The organism is Pseudomonas sp. BF-R-01 (genome assembly GCF_019946615.1).
Lineage (GTDB): Bacteria > Pseudomonadota > Gammaproteobacteria > Pseudomonadales > Pseudomonadaceae > Aquipseudomonas > Aquipseudomonas migulae.
Map to the genome: position 1 here is coordinate 23,803 of NZ_JAGYFX010000014.1, position 15,585 is coordinate 39,387.

Sequence of the window (15,585 nt, forward strand, 5' to 3'; positions counted from 1 at the left end):
GATGAAACTGGCGATGAAGTTGCGTACTCGGCTCTTTCTGAGTATTTCCGCCTTGATCACCGTGGCGCTGCTGGGGCTTTTGCTCGGTCTGGTCAGCGTGATGCAGATGGCGGGAACCCAGGAAGCGCTGATTCGCAACAATTTCGTCACCCTGGATCTGGGTCTGAAGATGCGTCAGACCCTGGGCGATCAACTGATCCTCATGCTGGGCGAAAAATCGGATCCCGCGGCGTTTGAAACGTCCAGGCTGCATTATCTTCAGTTGGTGGATGAAGGCATCGCCCATGAGCAGAATCAAGAGGGCGGCCAACACGGTTTCAGGCAGGCCAAGGACGATTACCTGCGGTTTCTTCAGGCGCTGGACCAGGCACACGATCCGTCCCATGTACTGAGTGGCAACGAAGACCTCGCCGAAAAACTCAACGTGTTGCGCAACGGGCTGATTACCGAGCAAAAGCGAGCGCTGGATACCATCAATGAAACGCAACGTCAGGCGCGGGAACGAGCGCTGCTGATTGCCGGCCTGCTCGGTCTGGTCGGGTTGGCGGTGCTGATCATCGGTTTCGTCACCGCTCATGCGATCGCACGTCGTTTCGGCGAACCGATCGAGGCGTTGGCGCAGGCCGCCGATAACATCGGCCAAGGCAATTTCGAGGTAACCCTGCCGATTTCCTCGGCAGTGGAAATGAATCTGCTGACCAAGCGTTTCGGGATCATGGCCGAGGCTCTGCGTCAGCATCAGGCCACTAATATCGACGAATTGCTCGCCGGCCAGCAGCGTTTGCAGGCGGTGCTCGACAGCATTGATGACGGGCTGCTGATGATCGACCGCGACGGCCATCTGGAACACCTCAACCCGGTGGCGCAGCGCCAGTTGGGTTGGGACACCGATCGTCTTGGTCAGGGGCTGGGTGCCGCGCTCGAACGCCCCGAGCTGGATCAACAGCTGCAACTGGTGCTGCGTGGCGGCACGTTGGAGCGGGCGCCGGAGGACCTGAGTATCGAGGTCGATGGCGAGTCGCGGTTGCTCACGTACAGCCTGACGCCGGTCAGTCATACCCAGGCCCAGATTCTGGGCGCGGTAATGGTGTTGCATGACGTCACCGAGCAGCGTGCTTTCGAGCGAGTGCGCAGCGAGTTCGTGTTGCGTGCGTCTCATGAGCTGCGAACGCCGGTCACCGGGATGCACATGGCATTCGGCCTGTTTCGGGAGCGCACGCACTTTGCGCAGGACTCGCGAGAAGCGGACCTTCTGGACACCGTCAATGAAGAGATGCAGCGTTTGATGCAACTGATCAACGACTTGCTGAACTTCTCCCGCTACCAGAACGGTCTGCAGAAACTCTCGCTGGCGCCGTGTTCCATCGAGGAGCTGCTCGAGCGGGCCCGGTCGCGGTTCGCTGATACAGCGCAAGAGAAGGGCATCAACCTGCTGGTGGAGGTGCAAGGTCCGTTACCGTGGTTGCAGGCCGATCAACCGCAACTGGACCGTGTGCTCGACAACCTGATCGACAACGCCTTGCGCCATACCGGCCCTGACGGCCAGATACGCTTGCAGGCGCGGCGTCATGGGGAGCGGGTGATCATCAGCGTCGAGGACAATGGCGAGGGCATCGCCTACGGCCAGCAGGGGCGGATCTTCGAGCCTTTTGTGCAGGTCGGGCGCAAGAAGGGTGGCGCGGGGCTCGGCCTGGCGTTGTGCAAGGAAATCGTACAGTTGCATGGTGGGCGGATGGGGGTTTATTCGCGGCCGGGGCAGGGCACGCAGTTCTACATGGCGTTGGCGGTTTAACGCGCGTTTACGCTTCGTCGTCCAGGCGTCGACCGGCCAGTCGCCGGCCCCGGGTAATCAGCTCGATGAACTGTACGGCGCTCAATGCATGGGCGAACAACCAGCCCTGACCGAACTTCACCCCTTCACTGCTCAAAAATGCGGCTTGGGCTTCATGTTCGATGCCTTCGGCAATCACCTTCAGGTGCAGCGACTGGGCCATGTGAATGATATGCGGCGCCACGCCACTGCTGGCGGCGTCATGCCCCAGCGCATCGATGAACGCCTTGTCGATTTTCAGGCAGTCCACCGGCAGGGTTTGCAGATAGGCGAGGCTGCAATAGCCGGTGCCAAAGTCATCGATCAACACCTGATGCCCGACATCGCGCAAGGCCTGCAGGTTTTCCCGGGCCACCACCACGTCAATCAATCCCCGCTCGGTCACCTCAAAGGCAATCTGCTTGGCCGCGACCCGGTGCAAGGTCAGCAGGCGCGCCATCACCTGACCGATTCGCGGCACCATGACATCGCACGCTGCGAGGTTGACCGAGATGTACAGTTGCGGATTGGCCCGCAACAACTGCCCCAATTGCTCCAGCAGGCGTTGCAGGACGAAGTCGGTCATCTGACGGATCTGCCCGGTGTTCTCCGCCATCGGAATGAACAGGTCGGGGCTGGTCAGGGTGCCATCCGGCCGGCGCCAGCGCAGCAAGGCTTCGGCTCCGACGCAGTTGCGGCTGTCGAGGTCGAAGATCGGTTGATACAACACCTGCAACTCGCCACGTCGTATCGCACCGGTCAATTCGGCGTCCAGCGACTGCCGCTGACGCACCAGCAGAAACACCATGAAGCCCACCAGTATTCCCAATGCCAGGCTGGCCGGCACCAGCCACCACCAGGCGGTGGGCACATTCACGGCGGTGCGCGGGGTGATCAGCACCAATTGGTATTCGGGGCTTTTGGTCGGCATGAGGTAAATCAAGCGAGTCGGGGTGACTTGCAAGGCTTCGCTGCTCTTCGGTGGCCAAGGCACGGTCGGTGGCCAGGCTTGCGGGGAGCCCAGCACCGGAATCGCGCGGGTGCCGTTGTCGAGTATCACCAAAAGACTGCTGCCCGGCGACAGGTCGACCATGTCGGTCAAATGTCCGCGAGAGGTCGCGACTCGGAAGTTGCCCCGTCCGAGCATGAGTGCGGCGCGGTTTTCATCAGGTTCGGTGGTGGTGTTCAGCCAATAACTGTAAGTGGGGTCTTGAATGTCCGGTGCTCGTGTCAGCGACAGTCCTTCCTGGCTCGGTCGGTTGGAGCAGATCTTCGAGGCATCCATATACGCGGCCTCGTAAACGAAGCGGTAATTGAAGGTGACCTGCTGCAAAGTAGCGATCATGTCTTTGTCGCAGGTTCGCAGCGGTTGGGCCTCCAGATCATCAAGGCCTTCGCGCAGTTGCCCGAACAACTGCTCAAGGCGCGAAAGAAATCGCTCGCCTTGCGCGTTCATTTCCAGGCTTTCGTTTTGCTCAATCTGATGAATGGCCACGAACAGGCTGAGCGCCAATAGCAACACGCTGCTCAGGGCGGCCGCCAGCATCGCCAAAAACCATGGGCGATAGAACCAGCTACGAAGCGTCTCTCGAGCAGCAGGCATATGGGAATATCCGAAGAATTACCAATGAGTTATAGCTGCTGATTGGGAAAAAGCCCGCACCGTCGGGCGGGCGTCATTATTTTGTCTGATTCAACACCTGGAGAAGCGCAGCTGTCTGCGCATCTGGCATGCCGTCGAAGCGCGACGGCCGGAAATGCATTTGAAAGGCGCCGATCACGTGACGCGTCGCCACATCCAGCTCGCCGGTTTGCGGCGTGGCGTAACCGAGGCGGGCCAGCTGCGCCTGAAACCAGCTGACGCTCGGCAGTTTCGAGTCGAACTGCACTTGTTGCCGCGCCACGGCCTGCTCGTCTGGCCAAACACCAAGGCCTTCGGCGGCCAGGCGCTTCCAGGGGAAAAGCGGCCCCGGGTCCAGCTTGCGGAATGGCGCGATGTCGCTATGGCCGATAATGCTGTGAGGGTTGATGGCGTGACGTTTGCTGATGTCTTTTAGCAAGACGATCAAGGACTGGACCTGAGCTTCGCTGTAGGGATACCAGTAACGCCCTCCGGTCGGGAGTTCCTTGAATCCTGGGTTGACGATTTCAATGCCGATGGAGCTGGAATTCAACCAGGTCCGACCCTGCCACTCACTCTCTCCGGCGTGCCATGCCCGTTGGTTCTCGTCCATCAACTTATAGATAGTGGCGTTTGTGTCGTCGCCGATCAGGTAATGGCTGCTGACTTCGCCGTGGGTCAGCAGTTGCAACGAGCGCTCCAGCGATGCCGAGGTGTAATGCACCACCACGAATTGAACGCGGCTGTCGTGATTGGCCGAAGGATGGCTGGTGTCGAACCGAGGTCCGCTGGCGCAGCCGGCCAACAGGATCAGCGACACGAAGAGGGTGAGAAATTTCATGGTAGAGACAGTACGCGCAAGACAGTAATGCAACAGTGTAACGTACTGCCTTGCGCGAGAATGGTCGGCGCGAGCTTTTAAACAAAATGGAACAATTGGCTGTCAGCCCAGTTCCACTCGGTTACGCCCGGCATGTTTTGCGCGATACAGCGCCTGATCGGCTCTTTTAAGCACCAGATCGCTGTGTTCGCCGGGTTTGAACGCTGTCAGTCCCATGGAAATGGTGATGGTCACCGGCTCGCTTTTGAAATGGAACGGGCAGGCTTCGACCGCCGCTCGCAAGCTTTCCAACAGTTTTGCGCCGACGGCCGGCACCGTACCGGGCATTAACAGGACAAATTCTTCTCCGCCAAAGCGTGCAATGAAATCTGTCCCGCGCAGGCGCTTGCGCAGCACCGTGGCGATGATTTTCAGCACTTTGTCGCCCGCCAGATGACCATAGTTATCGTTGATGCGTTTGAAATGGTCGAGGTCGAGCATGGCCAGCAGAAGGGTGTTGCCGTGCTGCTGCCACTGATGGATTTCGTGGTCGAGCCGCTCGCTCCAGGCCGCCCGGTTCGGCAGCCCGGTCAGCGGGTCGATCAAGGCTTTCTGGCGCTGCTCTTCAAGATGTTCGCGATAACCCTGGGCTTCCTGCTCCATGTGCGCCACCCGTTCGGCCAGGCCTTTCAGGCGGGCGGCCACTTCCTGTTCGCGTTCGTCGCGCTGCTTCTGGTGTTGGTCCATGGTGCCCAACAGGCCTTCGAGGTGGTTCTCCAGCACATGCTTGAGGTCGTCCAGGTCGGCGGCTTCCTGCATGCTGCTCTGCAAGCCATCGACTTGTTCGCGGATCTGCGTGTCCATTTGCCGTGCGGCAGATTGGTTGTCGGCATGGCCATCGCTGGCGGCTTGCAAGTTGCTCTGGAACGACTCGAGGCGTTCGTTGAGTTGCTGTAAATAAACTTCGAACTCGTGCTGTCCGCTGTTGTTGATCGCCAGCATCAAAGTTGCCAGATCGTCGAGGATCGGTAGCAGTTCGTACCAGTTCAAGCCGTTTTGCAGGCGATCACGCATCGCTTCGGCTTGTGGGCGGTGACGCTCGGGGAGCGACAGGTCGTCGAGCAGGCCCAGTAGCGTGTCTTCGATGTGCTTGGCCACCGAGCTGTAGGACGGCTCGGGCGAGTCCGGAAGGGCGTAGAGAATATCGTGTTCAGGTTGTTCCGGATCGATGGCGGCCAGCGCCTGGGCCACGGCCGAGGGCAGGGGCAAGCTGTCGAGAGGCACCACCGGGGTGAGTTCGTCGGGATTGCCAAGCGGTTGAGCCTCGACAACCGGTGTCATCGCGGCGGGTGCGGGTTGTTCCGGTTGTTGAGCCTGCGGCTGGGCCGGTGTTTCCACCTCGGGCGTCGGCTGAGGCTCAACAACTGGCGGGACAAACGTCACGACGGCAGGCGGCGGGGCGTCTGTAGGCGTTTCGATCACTGGCGGCTCGGGTGCGGCCGCGTGCGTGTCAGGCGCGGTTACTGGTGGCTCAGCGGCGACTGGCGCGGATTCGACGGCGACTCGCGGCGTCTCGGCAGGCAAAGCAGCAATGGCTTCTACAGGCGCTGGAGCGGATGCCTGGGCCTGCGGAGCCGCAGCTTCCGGAGTGGCTTCATCCGCTTCACGACTGCCGAACAGTCGTTGCAGCAAACCCGGACGACCGGGTTCTGTCGGGGTCTCCAGCTGATTCAAGGCTTTGCCTTGAAGGCCGCTCAGTTCGCTGAGCAGCAACGGGATCTCGCGCGCCTGGCTGACGCGTCCGTCCAGTGTTTTGGCAAAGTTCTTGAGTGGCCGGCTCACTTCCCGGGGCAGCGGCAACGTTTGCAGTTGCGTTACCAGCGAGGTCAGCGCGGCACTGGTCTGATTGACTCGGGTTTCGCGACGCTGTTCGGAGTCGAGTACGGCTTTTTCCAGTCGCGGAAGCAGCGCCGCCAGGCCCGCATCCATGTCATTGGTGCGGATGACCTCGCGCATTTCCTTCATGCACTGGTCAACAGCGCGGTCAGTGCCCTCGGCCGCCAGCGTACTGCGCACCAACCCCCGACGCAGCAAGTCGAGCCGGGCGTCCCAGCGACGCTCGAGTTTTTCCTGTTGTTCGATGCTTTTGAGGTATTTCTCTTTCCAGCGCTGTGCTTCGTCGCTCATTCAGGGGTTCCGCGAGGGGCAGTACTCAACGCGGGGAATGCATCGGCCGTGAGCGAACCCGGCAGACGAATTTCTACCGCGACCGGCAGGTGATCGGAAATGGGTTGAGCCAGCACTTCGACCTTTTCCAGCGTCAGGGTCGGGCTCAGCAGAATGTGGTCCAGGCAGCGCTGCGGGCGCCAACTGGGGAAGGTCGCTTCCAGTTGCGGTGCCAGCAGGCCGAGGTCGCGCAACGGGGAGTTTTGCAGCAGATCACTGGCATGAGTGTTCATGTCACCCATCAGCACCTGGTGTTTATAGCCGCCAATCAACTCGCGGATGTAAGCCAGTTGCATGCTGCGGGTGCGTGCGCCCAGCGCCAGATGCATCATGACCACCACCAGCGATTCCGGACCTTCGCCGAAGCGCACCAGGATAGCCCCGCGACCCTTGGGCCCCGGCAGCGGGTGATCTTCAATCGCCCACGGGCGCAGGCGGCTGAGCACGCCATTGCTGTGCTGGCCGAGACGACCAAGGTTGCGATTGAGTTGTTGATACCAGTAGGGGAAGGCGCCGAGTTGCGCCAGGTGTTCCACTTGATTGACGTAGCCGGATCGCAGGCTGCCGCCATCGGCTTCCTGCAGTGCAACCAGATCGAAGTCGCCCAGCAGATTGCCGATTTTTTGCAGATTGTCGGCACGCCCGGTGTGCGGCAACAGATGTTGCCAGCCCCGGGTCAGGTAGTGCCGATACCGCTCGGTACTGATACCCACCTGGATATTGAAGCTGAGCAAGCGCAGACGGCTGTCTGCGGGCAGGCCCGTCGATTCCAGGTGATGCTCGTTGACCTGCGGATCATGCAGGCCAACGACGCGTTCAGTACCCCAGCGGCGCATGGCAGGCCTCGCGCTTAGTGGGCAACAGCCTTGATAGTCGCTCGCTCTTGGTCAACCAGCTTGTCGGCCAGTTGCAGCGCTTGCTCGGCGCCGCCGGCAGAGCCCACGTCAAAGCGATACTTGCCGTTGACGATCATGGTTGGAACGCCGGAGATTTCATATTTCTTGGCCAGTTCTTTGGCTTTGTTGATTTGGCCTTTAATGGCGAAGGAATCGAAGGTCGCCAGGAACTTGTCCTTGTCTACGCCTTGAGTCGCCAGGAAGTCGGCCATTTCGTTTTTATCGGTCAGCTTTTTGTGTTCTTTCTGAATCGCGTTGAAGACCGCAGCGTGAACCTTGCTCTCGACGCCCATGGCTTCCAGGGTCAGGAACATCTGGCCGTGTGCGTCCCACGGGCCGCCGAACATTGCAGGAATACGCACGAAATTCACGTCGGACGGCAGCTTCTCGACCCAGGGATTGATCACTGGCTCGAACGCGTAGCAATGCGGGCAGCCGTACCAGAACAGCTCCACCACTTCGATCTTGCCAGGCACCGCAACCGGAACCGGATTGCTCAGTTCGACATAAGGGGCGGCGGGGGCTTCGGCGGCTTGGGCAGTCATGCCGAACAGGCTGGCAGCGACGAGTGCGGCGCTGATGATCAGATTACGCATGCTTTACTCCTGGACAATTTGGGTCGCCTCGCGCGACATGTTTTCAGACAGGTCATGGCGGGCTTGAGTTCTGTAGTGTAACGGCAGCAGGCACAAAAAAGGGTGGCCTGAGCCACCCTTTTTATACTTGCTGCGACGGATTAATAGAGCGTTAACGTTGCAGGAGATGTACATCCCGCGCGGCGCCCGCTTCGCCGTCTTAGTGCAGGCCTTGAATGTAGCTGGACACCGCTGCGATGTCTTCGTCGCTCAGCTTTTTGGCAATGGTCTGCATGGTTTTGGTGTCGCCGTCGTTGTTGCGACCGCCTTCTTCCTTGCGGAAATCGGTCAGTTGCTTGGCGACGTATTGAGCGTGCTGGCCACCCAGGTGCGGGAAACCGGCGGCGGCATTGCCCGCGCCATTTGGCGAGTGGCAACCGGTGCAGGATGGAAGGCCCTTGGCCAGGTCGCCACCACGGAACAGTGCTTCACCGCGAGCCACGACTTTCGGGTCGGCGGCGCCAACGCTGCCTTTCTGACTGGCGAAGTAGGCGGAGATATCAGCCAGGTCCTGATCGCTCAGGTTGGTCAGCAGGCCGGTCATTTCCAGAACGGTGCGCTTGCCCGACTTGATGTCGTGCAATTGCTTGGTCAGGTAGCGTTCACCTTGTCCCGCCAGTTTTGGAAAGTTTGGCGCCATGCTGTTGCCATCCGGGCCGTGGCAGGCGCCACATACGGCGGCTTTGGCCTGACCGGCTTTTGCATCACCCGGTTGTACTGCCTCACCTGCAGCATGGGCCATGCCGGAGATGCCCACGGTCAACAGCAGACTCACGATCAATTTGTTCATCAGCTAATCCAACTACGGCTAAGGGTTAAAGAGTTATGGACCGGGATCACTCGCTCATCCACTGGATGATGACTTGGTAATCCTCGGCACTGCAGTCCATGCACAAACCACGCGGCGGCATCGCCTTGAAACCCTGGGTCACGTGTTGCACCAGCGTCTCCATACCTTTCGCCAACCTCGGCGTCCAAGCTTCCTGATCGCCCTTTTTGGGCGCCATGGGTAGTTGGCCGGAATGACAGGCACCACAAACACGGTTGTACACAGCTTCCGGATCCTGTGTAGCCTGAGCGCTGTAAAGCGGTATCAAGACACCGGCAGCTAGCAGCCATTTCGTCATAAAACGACCTTTTCAGGGTTGAGAGCGTTCTGCGTTCTAATGCGCAATCAAGGTCAATCGCTCTCGTGAACTTCATCCTACGCTGGGACAAAGCGCACACAAAATCTGCGGCATTATATACTGGCGTCACTGAAACGGAAACGACACCGCTTGCCGCGTCCATTCCCGGCGCCGCCCACATCGGAAATCCCATGCAACTCAAGAACCCCATCCTCGGCCTGTGCCAACAGTCCACCTTCATGCTCAGCGCTGCCAAAGTCGACCAATGTCCCGACGACGAAGGCTTCGAAGTGGCCTTCGCCGGGCGTTCCAACGCCGGTAAATCCAGCGCTTTGAACACCCTGACGCATGCCAGCCTGGCGCGGACCTCGAAAACCCCGGGTCGCACGCAACTCTTGAACTTCTTCAAGCTAGACGATGATCGGCGTCTGGTCGACCTGCCGGGGTACGGTTACGCGAAAGTACCTATCCCGTTGAAGCTGCACTGGCAGCGTCACCTGGAAGCTTATCTGGGTGGTCGCGAGAGTTTGAAAGGTCTGATTCTGATGATGGACATCCGTCATCCAATGACCGACTTCGACCTGCTGATGCTCGATTGGGCCGTGGCCAGCGGCATGCCGATGCACATTCTGCTGACCAAAGCGGACAAATTGACCTACGGCGCAGCGAAGAACGTCCTGCTCAAGGTGCAGTCGGATATCCGCAAAGGCTGGGGCGATGCGATCACCATTCAGCTGTTCTCGGCGCCAAAACGCCTCGGTCTGGAAGAGGCCTACACAGTACTGGCAGGCTGGATGGAGCTGGCGGACAAGGGCGCTGAACCCGTCGAGCAATAAATCGCAGGCAAAAAAAACCCCGGACTTCTTATGGGGAGGGGGAAGTTCCGGGGTTCAAGTTCCGGACCGCTAGGGCGGGGTCCAGATTATCTGCCAACACTTAACACAACATAGGAGCATCGAAGGGCTTCACCAGCCATTCAGTAACTCTGAGTGGCGCTTCACAGGTTTAGTTCCGGTGTTTCCAAAACCATTTGAAATAAGCCGGCTCGCTATCAGAAATAAGCGCTCTTCGTCCCTTCTGCCGCGGCACTATGCCGCAGCGAAATACCCTGTAGGAGCGAGCCTGCTCGCGATGGTCGTTAACGATAACGCGTTCATCCTGAATGAACGCGTTGCTTGTCAGCTCATCGCGAGCAGGCTCGCTCCTACAGTAGATCAGTGAGCCTCATCCCAGTTATTTCCCACGCCCACCTCGACCAGAAGCGGTACATCCAGCTTCGCAGCGTCGCTCATGTGCACGCGAATTTCCTCACGAACCTGGTCGACCAGGTCTTCACGCACCTCAAGCACCAATTCATCGTGCACCTGCAGGATGACTTTGGCGTCGAGGCCTGACGACGTCAGCCAGTTATCCACAGCCACCATGGCTTTCTTGATGATGTCTGCCGCAGTGCCTTGCATCGGTGCGTTGATCGCGGTGCGTTCGGCGCCTTTGCGCAGGGCCGGGTTTTTCGCGTTGATTTCCGGCAGGTACAGACGACGACCGAAGATGGTCTCGACAAAACCTTGCTCGGCCGCCTGGGCGCGGGTGCGCTCCATGTATTCCAGGACGCCTGGGTAGCGGGCGAAATAGCGGTCGATGTACGCCTGGGACTGTTTGCGGTCCACGCCGATCTGCTTGGCCAGGCCAAACGCGCTCATGCCGTAGATCAAACCGAAGTTGATGGCTTTGGCGCTACGACGCTGATCGGTAGTGACCTCTGCCAACTCGACGCCGAACACTTCGGCGGCCGTGGCTTTGTGCACGTCCAGGTCATTGCGGAAGGCGTGCAGCAAACCTTCGTCCTTGGCCAGGTGAGCCATGATGCGCAGTTCGATTTGCGAGTAGTCGGCGGCCAGCAGCTTGTAGCCTTTGGGCGCCACGAACGCCTGACGGATCCGCCGACCTTCGGCGGTGCGGATTGGAATGTTCTGCAGGTTTGGATCGCTGGACGACAAGCGGCCAGTCGCCGCGACAGCCTGATGATAAGACGTGTGAATCCGCCCGGTGCGCGGGTTGATTTGCTCCGGCAGGCGGTCGGTGTAGGTGCTTTTCAGTTTGCTCATCGAGCGGTACTGCATCAGCACTTTGGGCAGCGGGTAATCCTGTTCGGCCAGTTCCGCCAGCACCGCTTCGGCAGTGGAAGCCTGACCCTTGGCGGTTTTGCTGAGGATCGGCAAGCCGAGTTTTTCGTACAGGATCACGCCCAATTGCTTCGGCGAACCGAGGTTGAATTCCTCACCGGCAATGGCAAACGCCTCACGCTCCAGCGCGACCATCTTCTCGCCCAGCTCCACGCTCTGGATGCCCAGCAGGTTGGCGTCGACCAGCGCGCCCTGACGCTCGATCCGTGCGAGCACCGGCACCAGCGGCATTTCGATGTCGCTCAGGACTTTGCTCAGGCTCGGAATCGCGTTGAGCTTTTCCTGCAGGGTTTGATGCAGGCGCAGCGTTACGTCGGCGTCTTCGGCGGCGTACGGTCCGGCCAGTTCCAGGGAGATCTGGTCAAAGGTCAGCTGCTTGGCGCCTTTGCCGGCGATGTCCTGGAAGCTGGTGGTGGTGTGATTCAGGTACTTGAGCGCCAGGCTGTCCATGTCGTGGCGGGTCGCGGTCGAGTCCAGGACGTAGGATTCGAGCATGGTGTCGAAGGCGATGCCTTGCACGGTGATGCCGCAGCTCTGATCGCCACCGATGGCGCAGTTGGCCAGGATGTTCATGTCGAACTTGGCGTGCTGGCCGACCTTGAGTTTTTTCGGGTCTTCCAGGATCGGTTTCAGTGCGCGCAGCACGGTGTCGCGATCCAGTTGATCCGGTACGCCCATGTAGGAATGGGTCAGTGGAATGTAGGCCGCTTCGTTGGCCTGTACGGCGAACGACAGGCCGACCAGTTGCGCCTGCTGCGCATCGATGCCGGTGGTTTCGGTATCGAAGGCGATCAGCTTGGCGTCGTTGAGCTTCTTCAGCCACAGGTCAAAATCGGCCTGGGTGAGGATCGTGGTGTATTTGAGCTCGCTCTCGACGGCGGCTTCCTCAGCCACCGGTGCGGTGACTTCCTGGCCGGAGCGCTTGGCGTCGCGCTGGTTTTCTTCAAACCAGCTTTTGAACTCGAGCAGGGTGTAGAGCTCGGCGAGCTTGTCGTGATCCGGCTTGCCCATTTGCAGGTCATCAAGGCCGATGTCCAGCGGCACGTCGATCTTGATCGTCGCCAACTGATAGGAGAGGAAGGCCATCTCCTTGTGCTCTTCGAGCTTGGCCGGCAGGGTTTTCGCACCGCGAATCGGCAGGGTCGGGACGATGTCGAGCTGTGCATACAGCTCGGTCAGGCCGCCGTTTACGCCTACGAGCAGGCCGGAAGCCGTCTTCGGACCAATGCCTGGAACGCCCGGAATGTTGTCGGAAGAATCGCCCATCAGTGCCAGATAATCGATGATCTGCTCGGGAGCGACGCCGAATTTCTCCTTCACGCCCTCCACGTCCATGCTGCTACCGGTCATGGTGTTGACCAAGGTAATGTGGCCGTCGACCAGTTGCGCCATGTCCTTGTCGCCGGTGGAGATGATCACCGGGCGGTCGGCCGCTGCGCTGCTGCGGGCCAGGGTGCCGATCACGTCATCGGCCTCGACGCCTTCGACGCACAGCAGCGGGAAGCCCAGCGCGATCACGCTTTGGTGCAGCGGCTCGATCTGTACGCGCATGTCGTCGGGCATGCTCGGGCGATTGGCCTTGTATTCGGCGTACATGTCATCGCGAAACGTCCCACCCTTGGCGTCGAACACCACGGCGAACGGACTGTCCGGGTACTGCTTGCGCAGACTCTTGAGCATGTTCAGCACGCCTTTGACCGCTCCGGTCGGCAGACCTTTGGAAGTGGTCAGCGGCGGCAGGGCGTGAAAGGCGCGGTACAGGTAAGAAGAACCGTCCACCAGGACGAGGGGGGCTTGGCTCATGAGCAGGATCAACCTTTTCGGCGGGTCCGGCGCTAGAATAGCGGGACCGTTGACGACAAAGGGACAAGGTTATCATGCGCACACTAAATCGCCTGTTGCTGGCTGGCTTGTTTGCAATTGCACCATTGGCCGTGATGGCGGCGGATGACGCACCTTCGCCAGACCCGGATGTCACGATCCGCACGGAAGGGGATAAAACCATTCAGGAATATCGGCAAAATGGTTTTCTGTATGCCATCAAGGTCACGCCGAAAGGTGGCAAACCTTATTTCCTGGTGCGCGCGGATGGCTCGGAAGGTAACTTCATTCGCTCGGACTACCCGGATATGCTGATCCCGGCGTGGGAAATATTTAAGTGGTAAGTCGTCCTTAATTTTAATCGGTGCCGCCATTTGCGGCGCCCGTACTGGCAGTTAAAACATGTCTGTGTTCACCCCGCTGGCTCGGCCTGAGCTGGAAACCTTTCTCGCCCCTTACGGGCTCGGCCGCCTGCTTGATTTTCAGGGGATTGCTGCCGGTAGCGAAAACACCAACTTCTTTATCAGCCTGGAGCAGGGCGAATTTGTCCTGACCCTGGTCGAGCGCGGTCCGGTTCAGGAGATGCCGTTCTTCATCGAGCTGCTGGACGTGCTGCATGAAGCCGACCTGCCGGTGCCTTACGCCTTGCGCACCACCGATGGTGTCGCCCTGCGCGAGCTGGCCGGCAAGCCTGCGCTGCTGCAACCGCGTCTGGCGGGCAAGCACATCAAGGAAGCCAACGCGCAACATTGCGCTCAGGTGGGCGAGTTGCTCGGCCATCTGCACCTGGCGACCCAGGCCAACATGATCAAGCGCAAAACCGATCGCGGCCTGGACTGGATGCTGGAAGAGGGCACGCAACTGCTGTCGCACCTGAATGCCGAGCAGAGTGATCTGCTGCAACGGGCGCTGGATGAAATCACACAGCAAAAAGAGAAAATTCTGGCGTTGCCACGGGCCAACATCCACGCAGACCTGTTCCGCGATAACGCGATGTTCGAAGGCACGCACCTGACCGGGTTGATCGACTTCTACAACGCGTGCTCGGGGCCGATGCTCTACGACGTAGCGATTGCCTTGAATGACTGGTGTTCGGATGACGACGGTCTGATTGACGGACCGCGGGCGCGGGCGTTGCTGGGGGCGTATGCGGCATTGCGACCGTTCACTGCTGCCGAGGCGGAGTTGTGGCCTACCATGCTGCGCGTGGCGTGTGTGCGATTCTGGCTGTCGCGGTTGATTGCCGCGGAGTCTTTCGCCGGGCAGGACGTGTTGATTCACGATCCGATGGAGTTTCAGCAGCGGTTGGCGCAGCGGCAGAAGGTCAACACGCCGTTGCCTTTCGCCCTCTAAAAGCTTCGCGGGCAAGCCTCGCTCCTACAGGATTTGTGTCGTTCACAATATCTGCGAACGGCACAAACTCCGTAGGAGCGAGGCTTGCCCGCGAATGGGGCGCCGCAATTCTGGAATTACAACGACTCCAGACACCCCGCCAAATCATTCCCCAACTTCTCCAGCACCTGCTCATACCCCTGAGCAGTCGCCGGCGTGTACCCACCCAAAGCATCCAGCTCCGCCAGCTTCACCGGCAAACCCGCCACCAGTGTTTCCGCCAGTCGCGGCCGCAATGGCGGCTCGCTGAACACACAGGTCTTGCCCACTTCCTGCAACCGCGTGCGCATTGCCGACACGTGCTGGGCACCCGGCTGGACTTCGGCGGCGACGCTGAATACGCCCGCGTGCTTCAGGCCGTAAGCCTCTTCGAAGTAGTCGAACGCTTCATGGAACACAAAGTACGGTTTGCCCGCGATGCCCGCCAGTCGTGCCTTCAAGCGCAGGTCCAGCGCGTCGAGACGTTCATCGAACGCCTTCAGATTGCTCTGATAGCGCGCTGCGTTGGCCGGATCGGCAGCGCTCAAATCAGCGGCCATTTTCGTCGCGATCACGCGAGCGTTGATCGGCGATAACCACAGATGCGCATCCAGGCTGCCCGGGCGGTGATCGTGATCATGTTCGTCGGCTTCTTCTGCGTGGGAGTGACTGTCTTCGGCGAAACGACGCAATTTCAGCCCCGGCAGATCCTGCACGGCAACGCTCGGCAGCGTACGACCGTTCAGCACGCGAGGCAGGAAACCTTCCATGTCTGGTCCGATCCAGTAAACCAGGTCCACCGATTGCACCTTCCGTACGTCGGACGGGCGCAACGCATAGTTATGCGGCGAGGCTCCCGGCGGCAGCAGCACTTCCGGAATCGCCACACCGTCCTGCACCGCAGCGGCAATCAGCTGCAGCGGCTTGATGCTGGTGAGGACTTTGACTTCGGCCTGGGCAGAACTGATCAACAGAAAACTGGCGACAAATGCGACAAAGATAGAAAAAAGTCGGGACACGATGACCACTCAAAGAGGCGAGAACGGGTAACATAATAACGTCTCTCACAAAACTC

General features: G+C 59.8%; 13 protein-coding genes. 4 read left to right on the top strand and 9 right to left on the bottom strand.

The window, feature by feature from the left end; genetic code table 11:
* The first annotated feature begins 1 nt into the window (after position 1).
* On the top strand, positions 2-1,792 hold the full coding sequence (locus KGB27_RS08255) for an ATP-binding protein (protein WP_223480230.1): 1,791 nt from the start codon (positions 2-4) through the stop codon (positions 1,790-1,792).
* Positions 1,793-1,799: 7 nt separating this feature from the next.
* Here KGB27_RS08255 and KGB27_RS08260 read toward each other — a convergent pair whose 3' ends face one another.
* The 7 genes from KGB27_RS08260 to KGB27_RS08290 form a co-directional block, all read right to left on the bottom strand.
* Positions 1,800-3,413: an EAL domain-containing protein gene (locus KGB27_RS08260; protein ID WP_008044710.1), complete on the bottom strand. Its 1,614-nt coding sequence runs from the start codon at positions 3,411-3,413 to the stop codon at positions 1,800-1,802.
* A 76-nt stretch (positions 3,414-3,489) separates the two neighbouring features.
* Positions 3,490-4,272 (bottom strand): N-acetylmuramoyl-L-alanine amidase, encoded by a 783-nt coding sequence (locus KGB27_RS08265; RefSeq protein WP_223434187.1) that lies wholly within the window; start codon positions 4,270-4,272, stop codon positions 3,490-3,492.
* A gap of 102 nt (positions 4,273-4,374) precedes the next feature.
* Complete coding sequence (locus KGB27_RS08270; RefSeq protein WP_223553898.1) at positions 4,375-6,438, bottom strand: GGDEF domain-containing protein; 2,064 nt, start codon at positions 6,436-6,438, stop codon at positions 4,375-4,377.
* On the bottom strand, positions 6,435-7,313 hold the full coding sequence (locus KGB27_RS08275) for an endonuclease/exonuclease/phosphatase family protein (protein ID WP_223553900.1): 879 nt from the start codon (positions 7,311-7,313) through the stop codon (positions 6,435-6,437). Before KGB27_RS08275 ends, KGB27_RS08270 begins: the two co-directional genes overlap by 4 nt.
* A gap of 14 nt (positions 7,314-7,327) precedes the next feature.
* Complete coding sequence (dsbA, locus tag KGB27_RS08280; RefSeq protein WP_008044707.1) at positions 7,328-7,969, bottom strand: thiol:disulfide interchange protein DsbA; 642 nt, start codon at positions 7,967-7,969, stop codon at positions 7,328-7,330.
* Between the two features lie 199 nt (positions 7,970-8,168).
* A complete protein-coding gene (locus KGB27_RS08285; protein ID WP_008044706.1) occupies positions 8,169-8,798 on the bottom strand; it encodes a c-type cytochrome in 630 nt (209 codons plus the stop codon).
* Positions 8,799-8,844: 46 nt separating this feature from the next.
* Complete coding sequence (locus KGB27_RS08290; protein ID WP_008027657.1) at positions 8,845-9,135, bottom strand: c-type cytochrome; 291 nt, start codon at positions 9,133-9,135, stop codon at positions 8,845-8,847.
* Between the two features lie 191 nt (positions 9,136-9,326).
* Between KGB27_RS08290 and yihA the strand changes: the two genes are divergently transcribed.
* The gene (yihA, locus tag KGB27_RS08295; RefSeq protein WP_008044703.1) at positions 9,327-9,971 is read left to right on the top strand and encodes a ribosome biogenesis GTP-binding protein YihA/YsxC; all 645 of its coding nucleotides are present in this window, start codon (positions 9,327-9,329) and stop codon (positions 9,969-9,971) included.
* A 378-nt stretch (positions 9,972-10,349) separates the two neighbouring features.
* Here the strand turns inward: yihA and polA are convergent, their stop codons facing one another.
* Positions 10,350-13,121, bottom strand: coding sequence for a DNA polymerase I (gene polA, locus KGB27_RS08300; protein WP_223553902.1), 2,772 nt, complete (start codon positions 13,119-13,121; stop codon positions 10,350-10,352).
* Between the two features lie 74 nt (positions 13,122-13,195).
* Between polA and KGB27_RS08305 the strand changes: the two genes are divergently transcribed.
* Positions 13,196-13,483 (top strand): DUF2782 domain-containing protein, encoded by a 288-nt coding sequence (locus KGB27_RS08305; RefSeq protein WP_008027663.1) that lies wholly within the window; start codon positions 13,196-13,198, stop codon positions 13,481-13,483.
* A 58-nt stretch (positions 13,484-13,541) separates the two neighbouring features.
* Positions 13,542-14,492, top strand: coding sequence for a homoserine kinase (locus tag KGB27_RS08310; protein WP_192417852.1), 951 nt, complete (start codon positions 13,542-13,544; stop codon positions 14,490-14,492).
* Between the two features lie 116 nt (positions 14,493-14,608).
* Here the strand turns inward: KGB27_RS08310 and KGB27_RS08315 are convergent, their stop codons facing one another.
* Entirely contained in the window at positions 14,609-15,529 is a 921-nt protein-coding gene (locus tag KGB27_RS08315) for a zinc ABC transporter substrate-binding protein ZnuA (protein ID WP_008044699.1), read from the bottom strand.
* Positions 15,530-15,585 lie beyond the last annotated feature (56 nt).

Excerpts from the sequence above, each read along its gene's own strand:
- KGB27_RS08255 (WP_223480230.1), top strand. The coding sequence starts at position 2 with ATGAAACTGGCGATGAAGTTGCGTACTCGGCTCTTTCTGAGTATTTCC.
- KGB27_RS08260 (WP_008044710.1), bottom strand. The coding sequence starts at position 3,413 with ATGCCTGCTGCTCGAGAGACGCTTCGTAGCTGGTTCTATCGCCCATGG.
- KGB27_RS08265 (WP_223434187.1), bottom strand. The coding sequence starts at position 4,272 with ATGAAATTTCTCACCCTCTTCGTGTCGCTGATCCTGTTGGCCGGCTGC.
- KGB27_RS08270 (WP_223553898.1), bottom strand. The coding sequence starts at position 6,438 with ATGAGCGACGAAGCACAGCGCTGGAAAGAGAAATACCTCAAAAGCATC.
- KGB27_RS08275 (WP_223553900.1), bottom strand. The coding sequence starts at position 7,313 with ATGCGCCGCTGGGGTACTGAACGCGTCGTTGGCCTGCATGATCCGCAG.
- dsbA (WP_008044707.1), bottom strand. The coding sequence starts at position 7,969 with ATGCGTAATCTGATCATCAGCGCCGCACTCGTCGCTGCCAGCCTGTTC.
- KGB27_RS08285 (WP_008044706.1), bottom strand. The coding sequence starts at position 8,798 with ATGAACAAATTGATCGTGAGTCTGCTGTTGACCGTGGGCATCTCCGGC.
- KGB27_RS08290 (WP_008027657.1), bottom strand. The coding sequence starts at position 9,135 with ATGACGAAATGGCTGCTAGCTGCCGGTGTCTTGATACCGCTTTACAGC.
- yihA (WP_008044703.1), top strand. The coding sequence starts at position 9,327 with ATGCAACTCAAGAACCCCATCCTCGGCCTGTGCCAACAGTCCACCTTC.
- polA (WP_223553902.1), bottom strand. The coding sequence starts at position 13,121 with ATGAGCCAAGCCCCCCTCGTCCTGGTGGACGGTTCTTCTTACCTGTAC.
- KGB27_RS08305 (WP_008027663.1), top strand. The coding sequence starts at position 13,196 with ATGCGCACACTAAATCGCCTGTTGCTGGCTGGCTTGTTTGCAATTGCA.
- KGB27_RS08310 (WP_192417852.1), top strand. The coding sequence starts at position 13,542 with ATGTCTGTGTTCACCCCGCTGGCTCGGCCTGAGCTGGAAACCTTTCTC.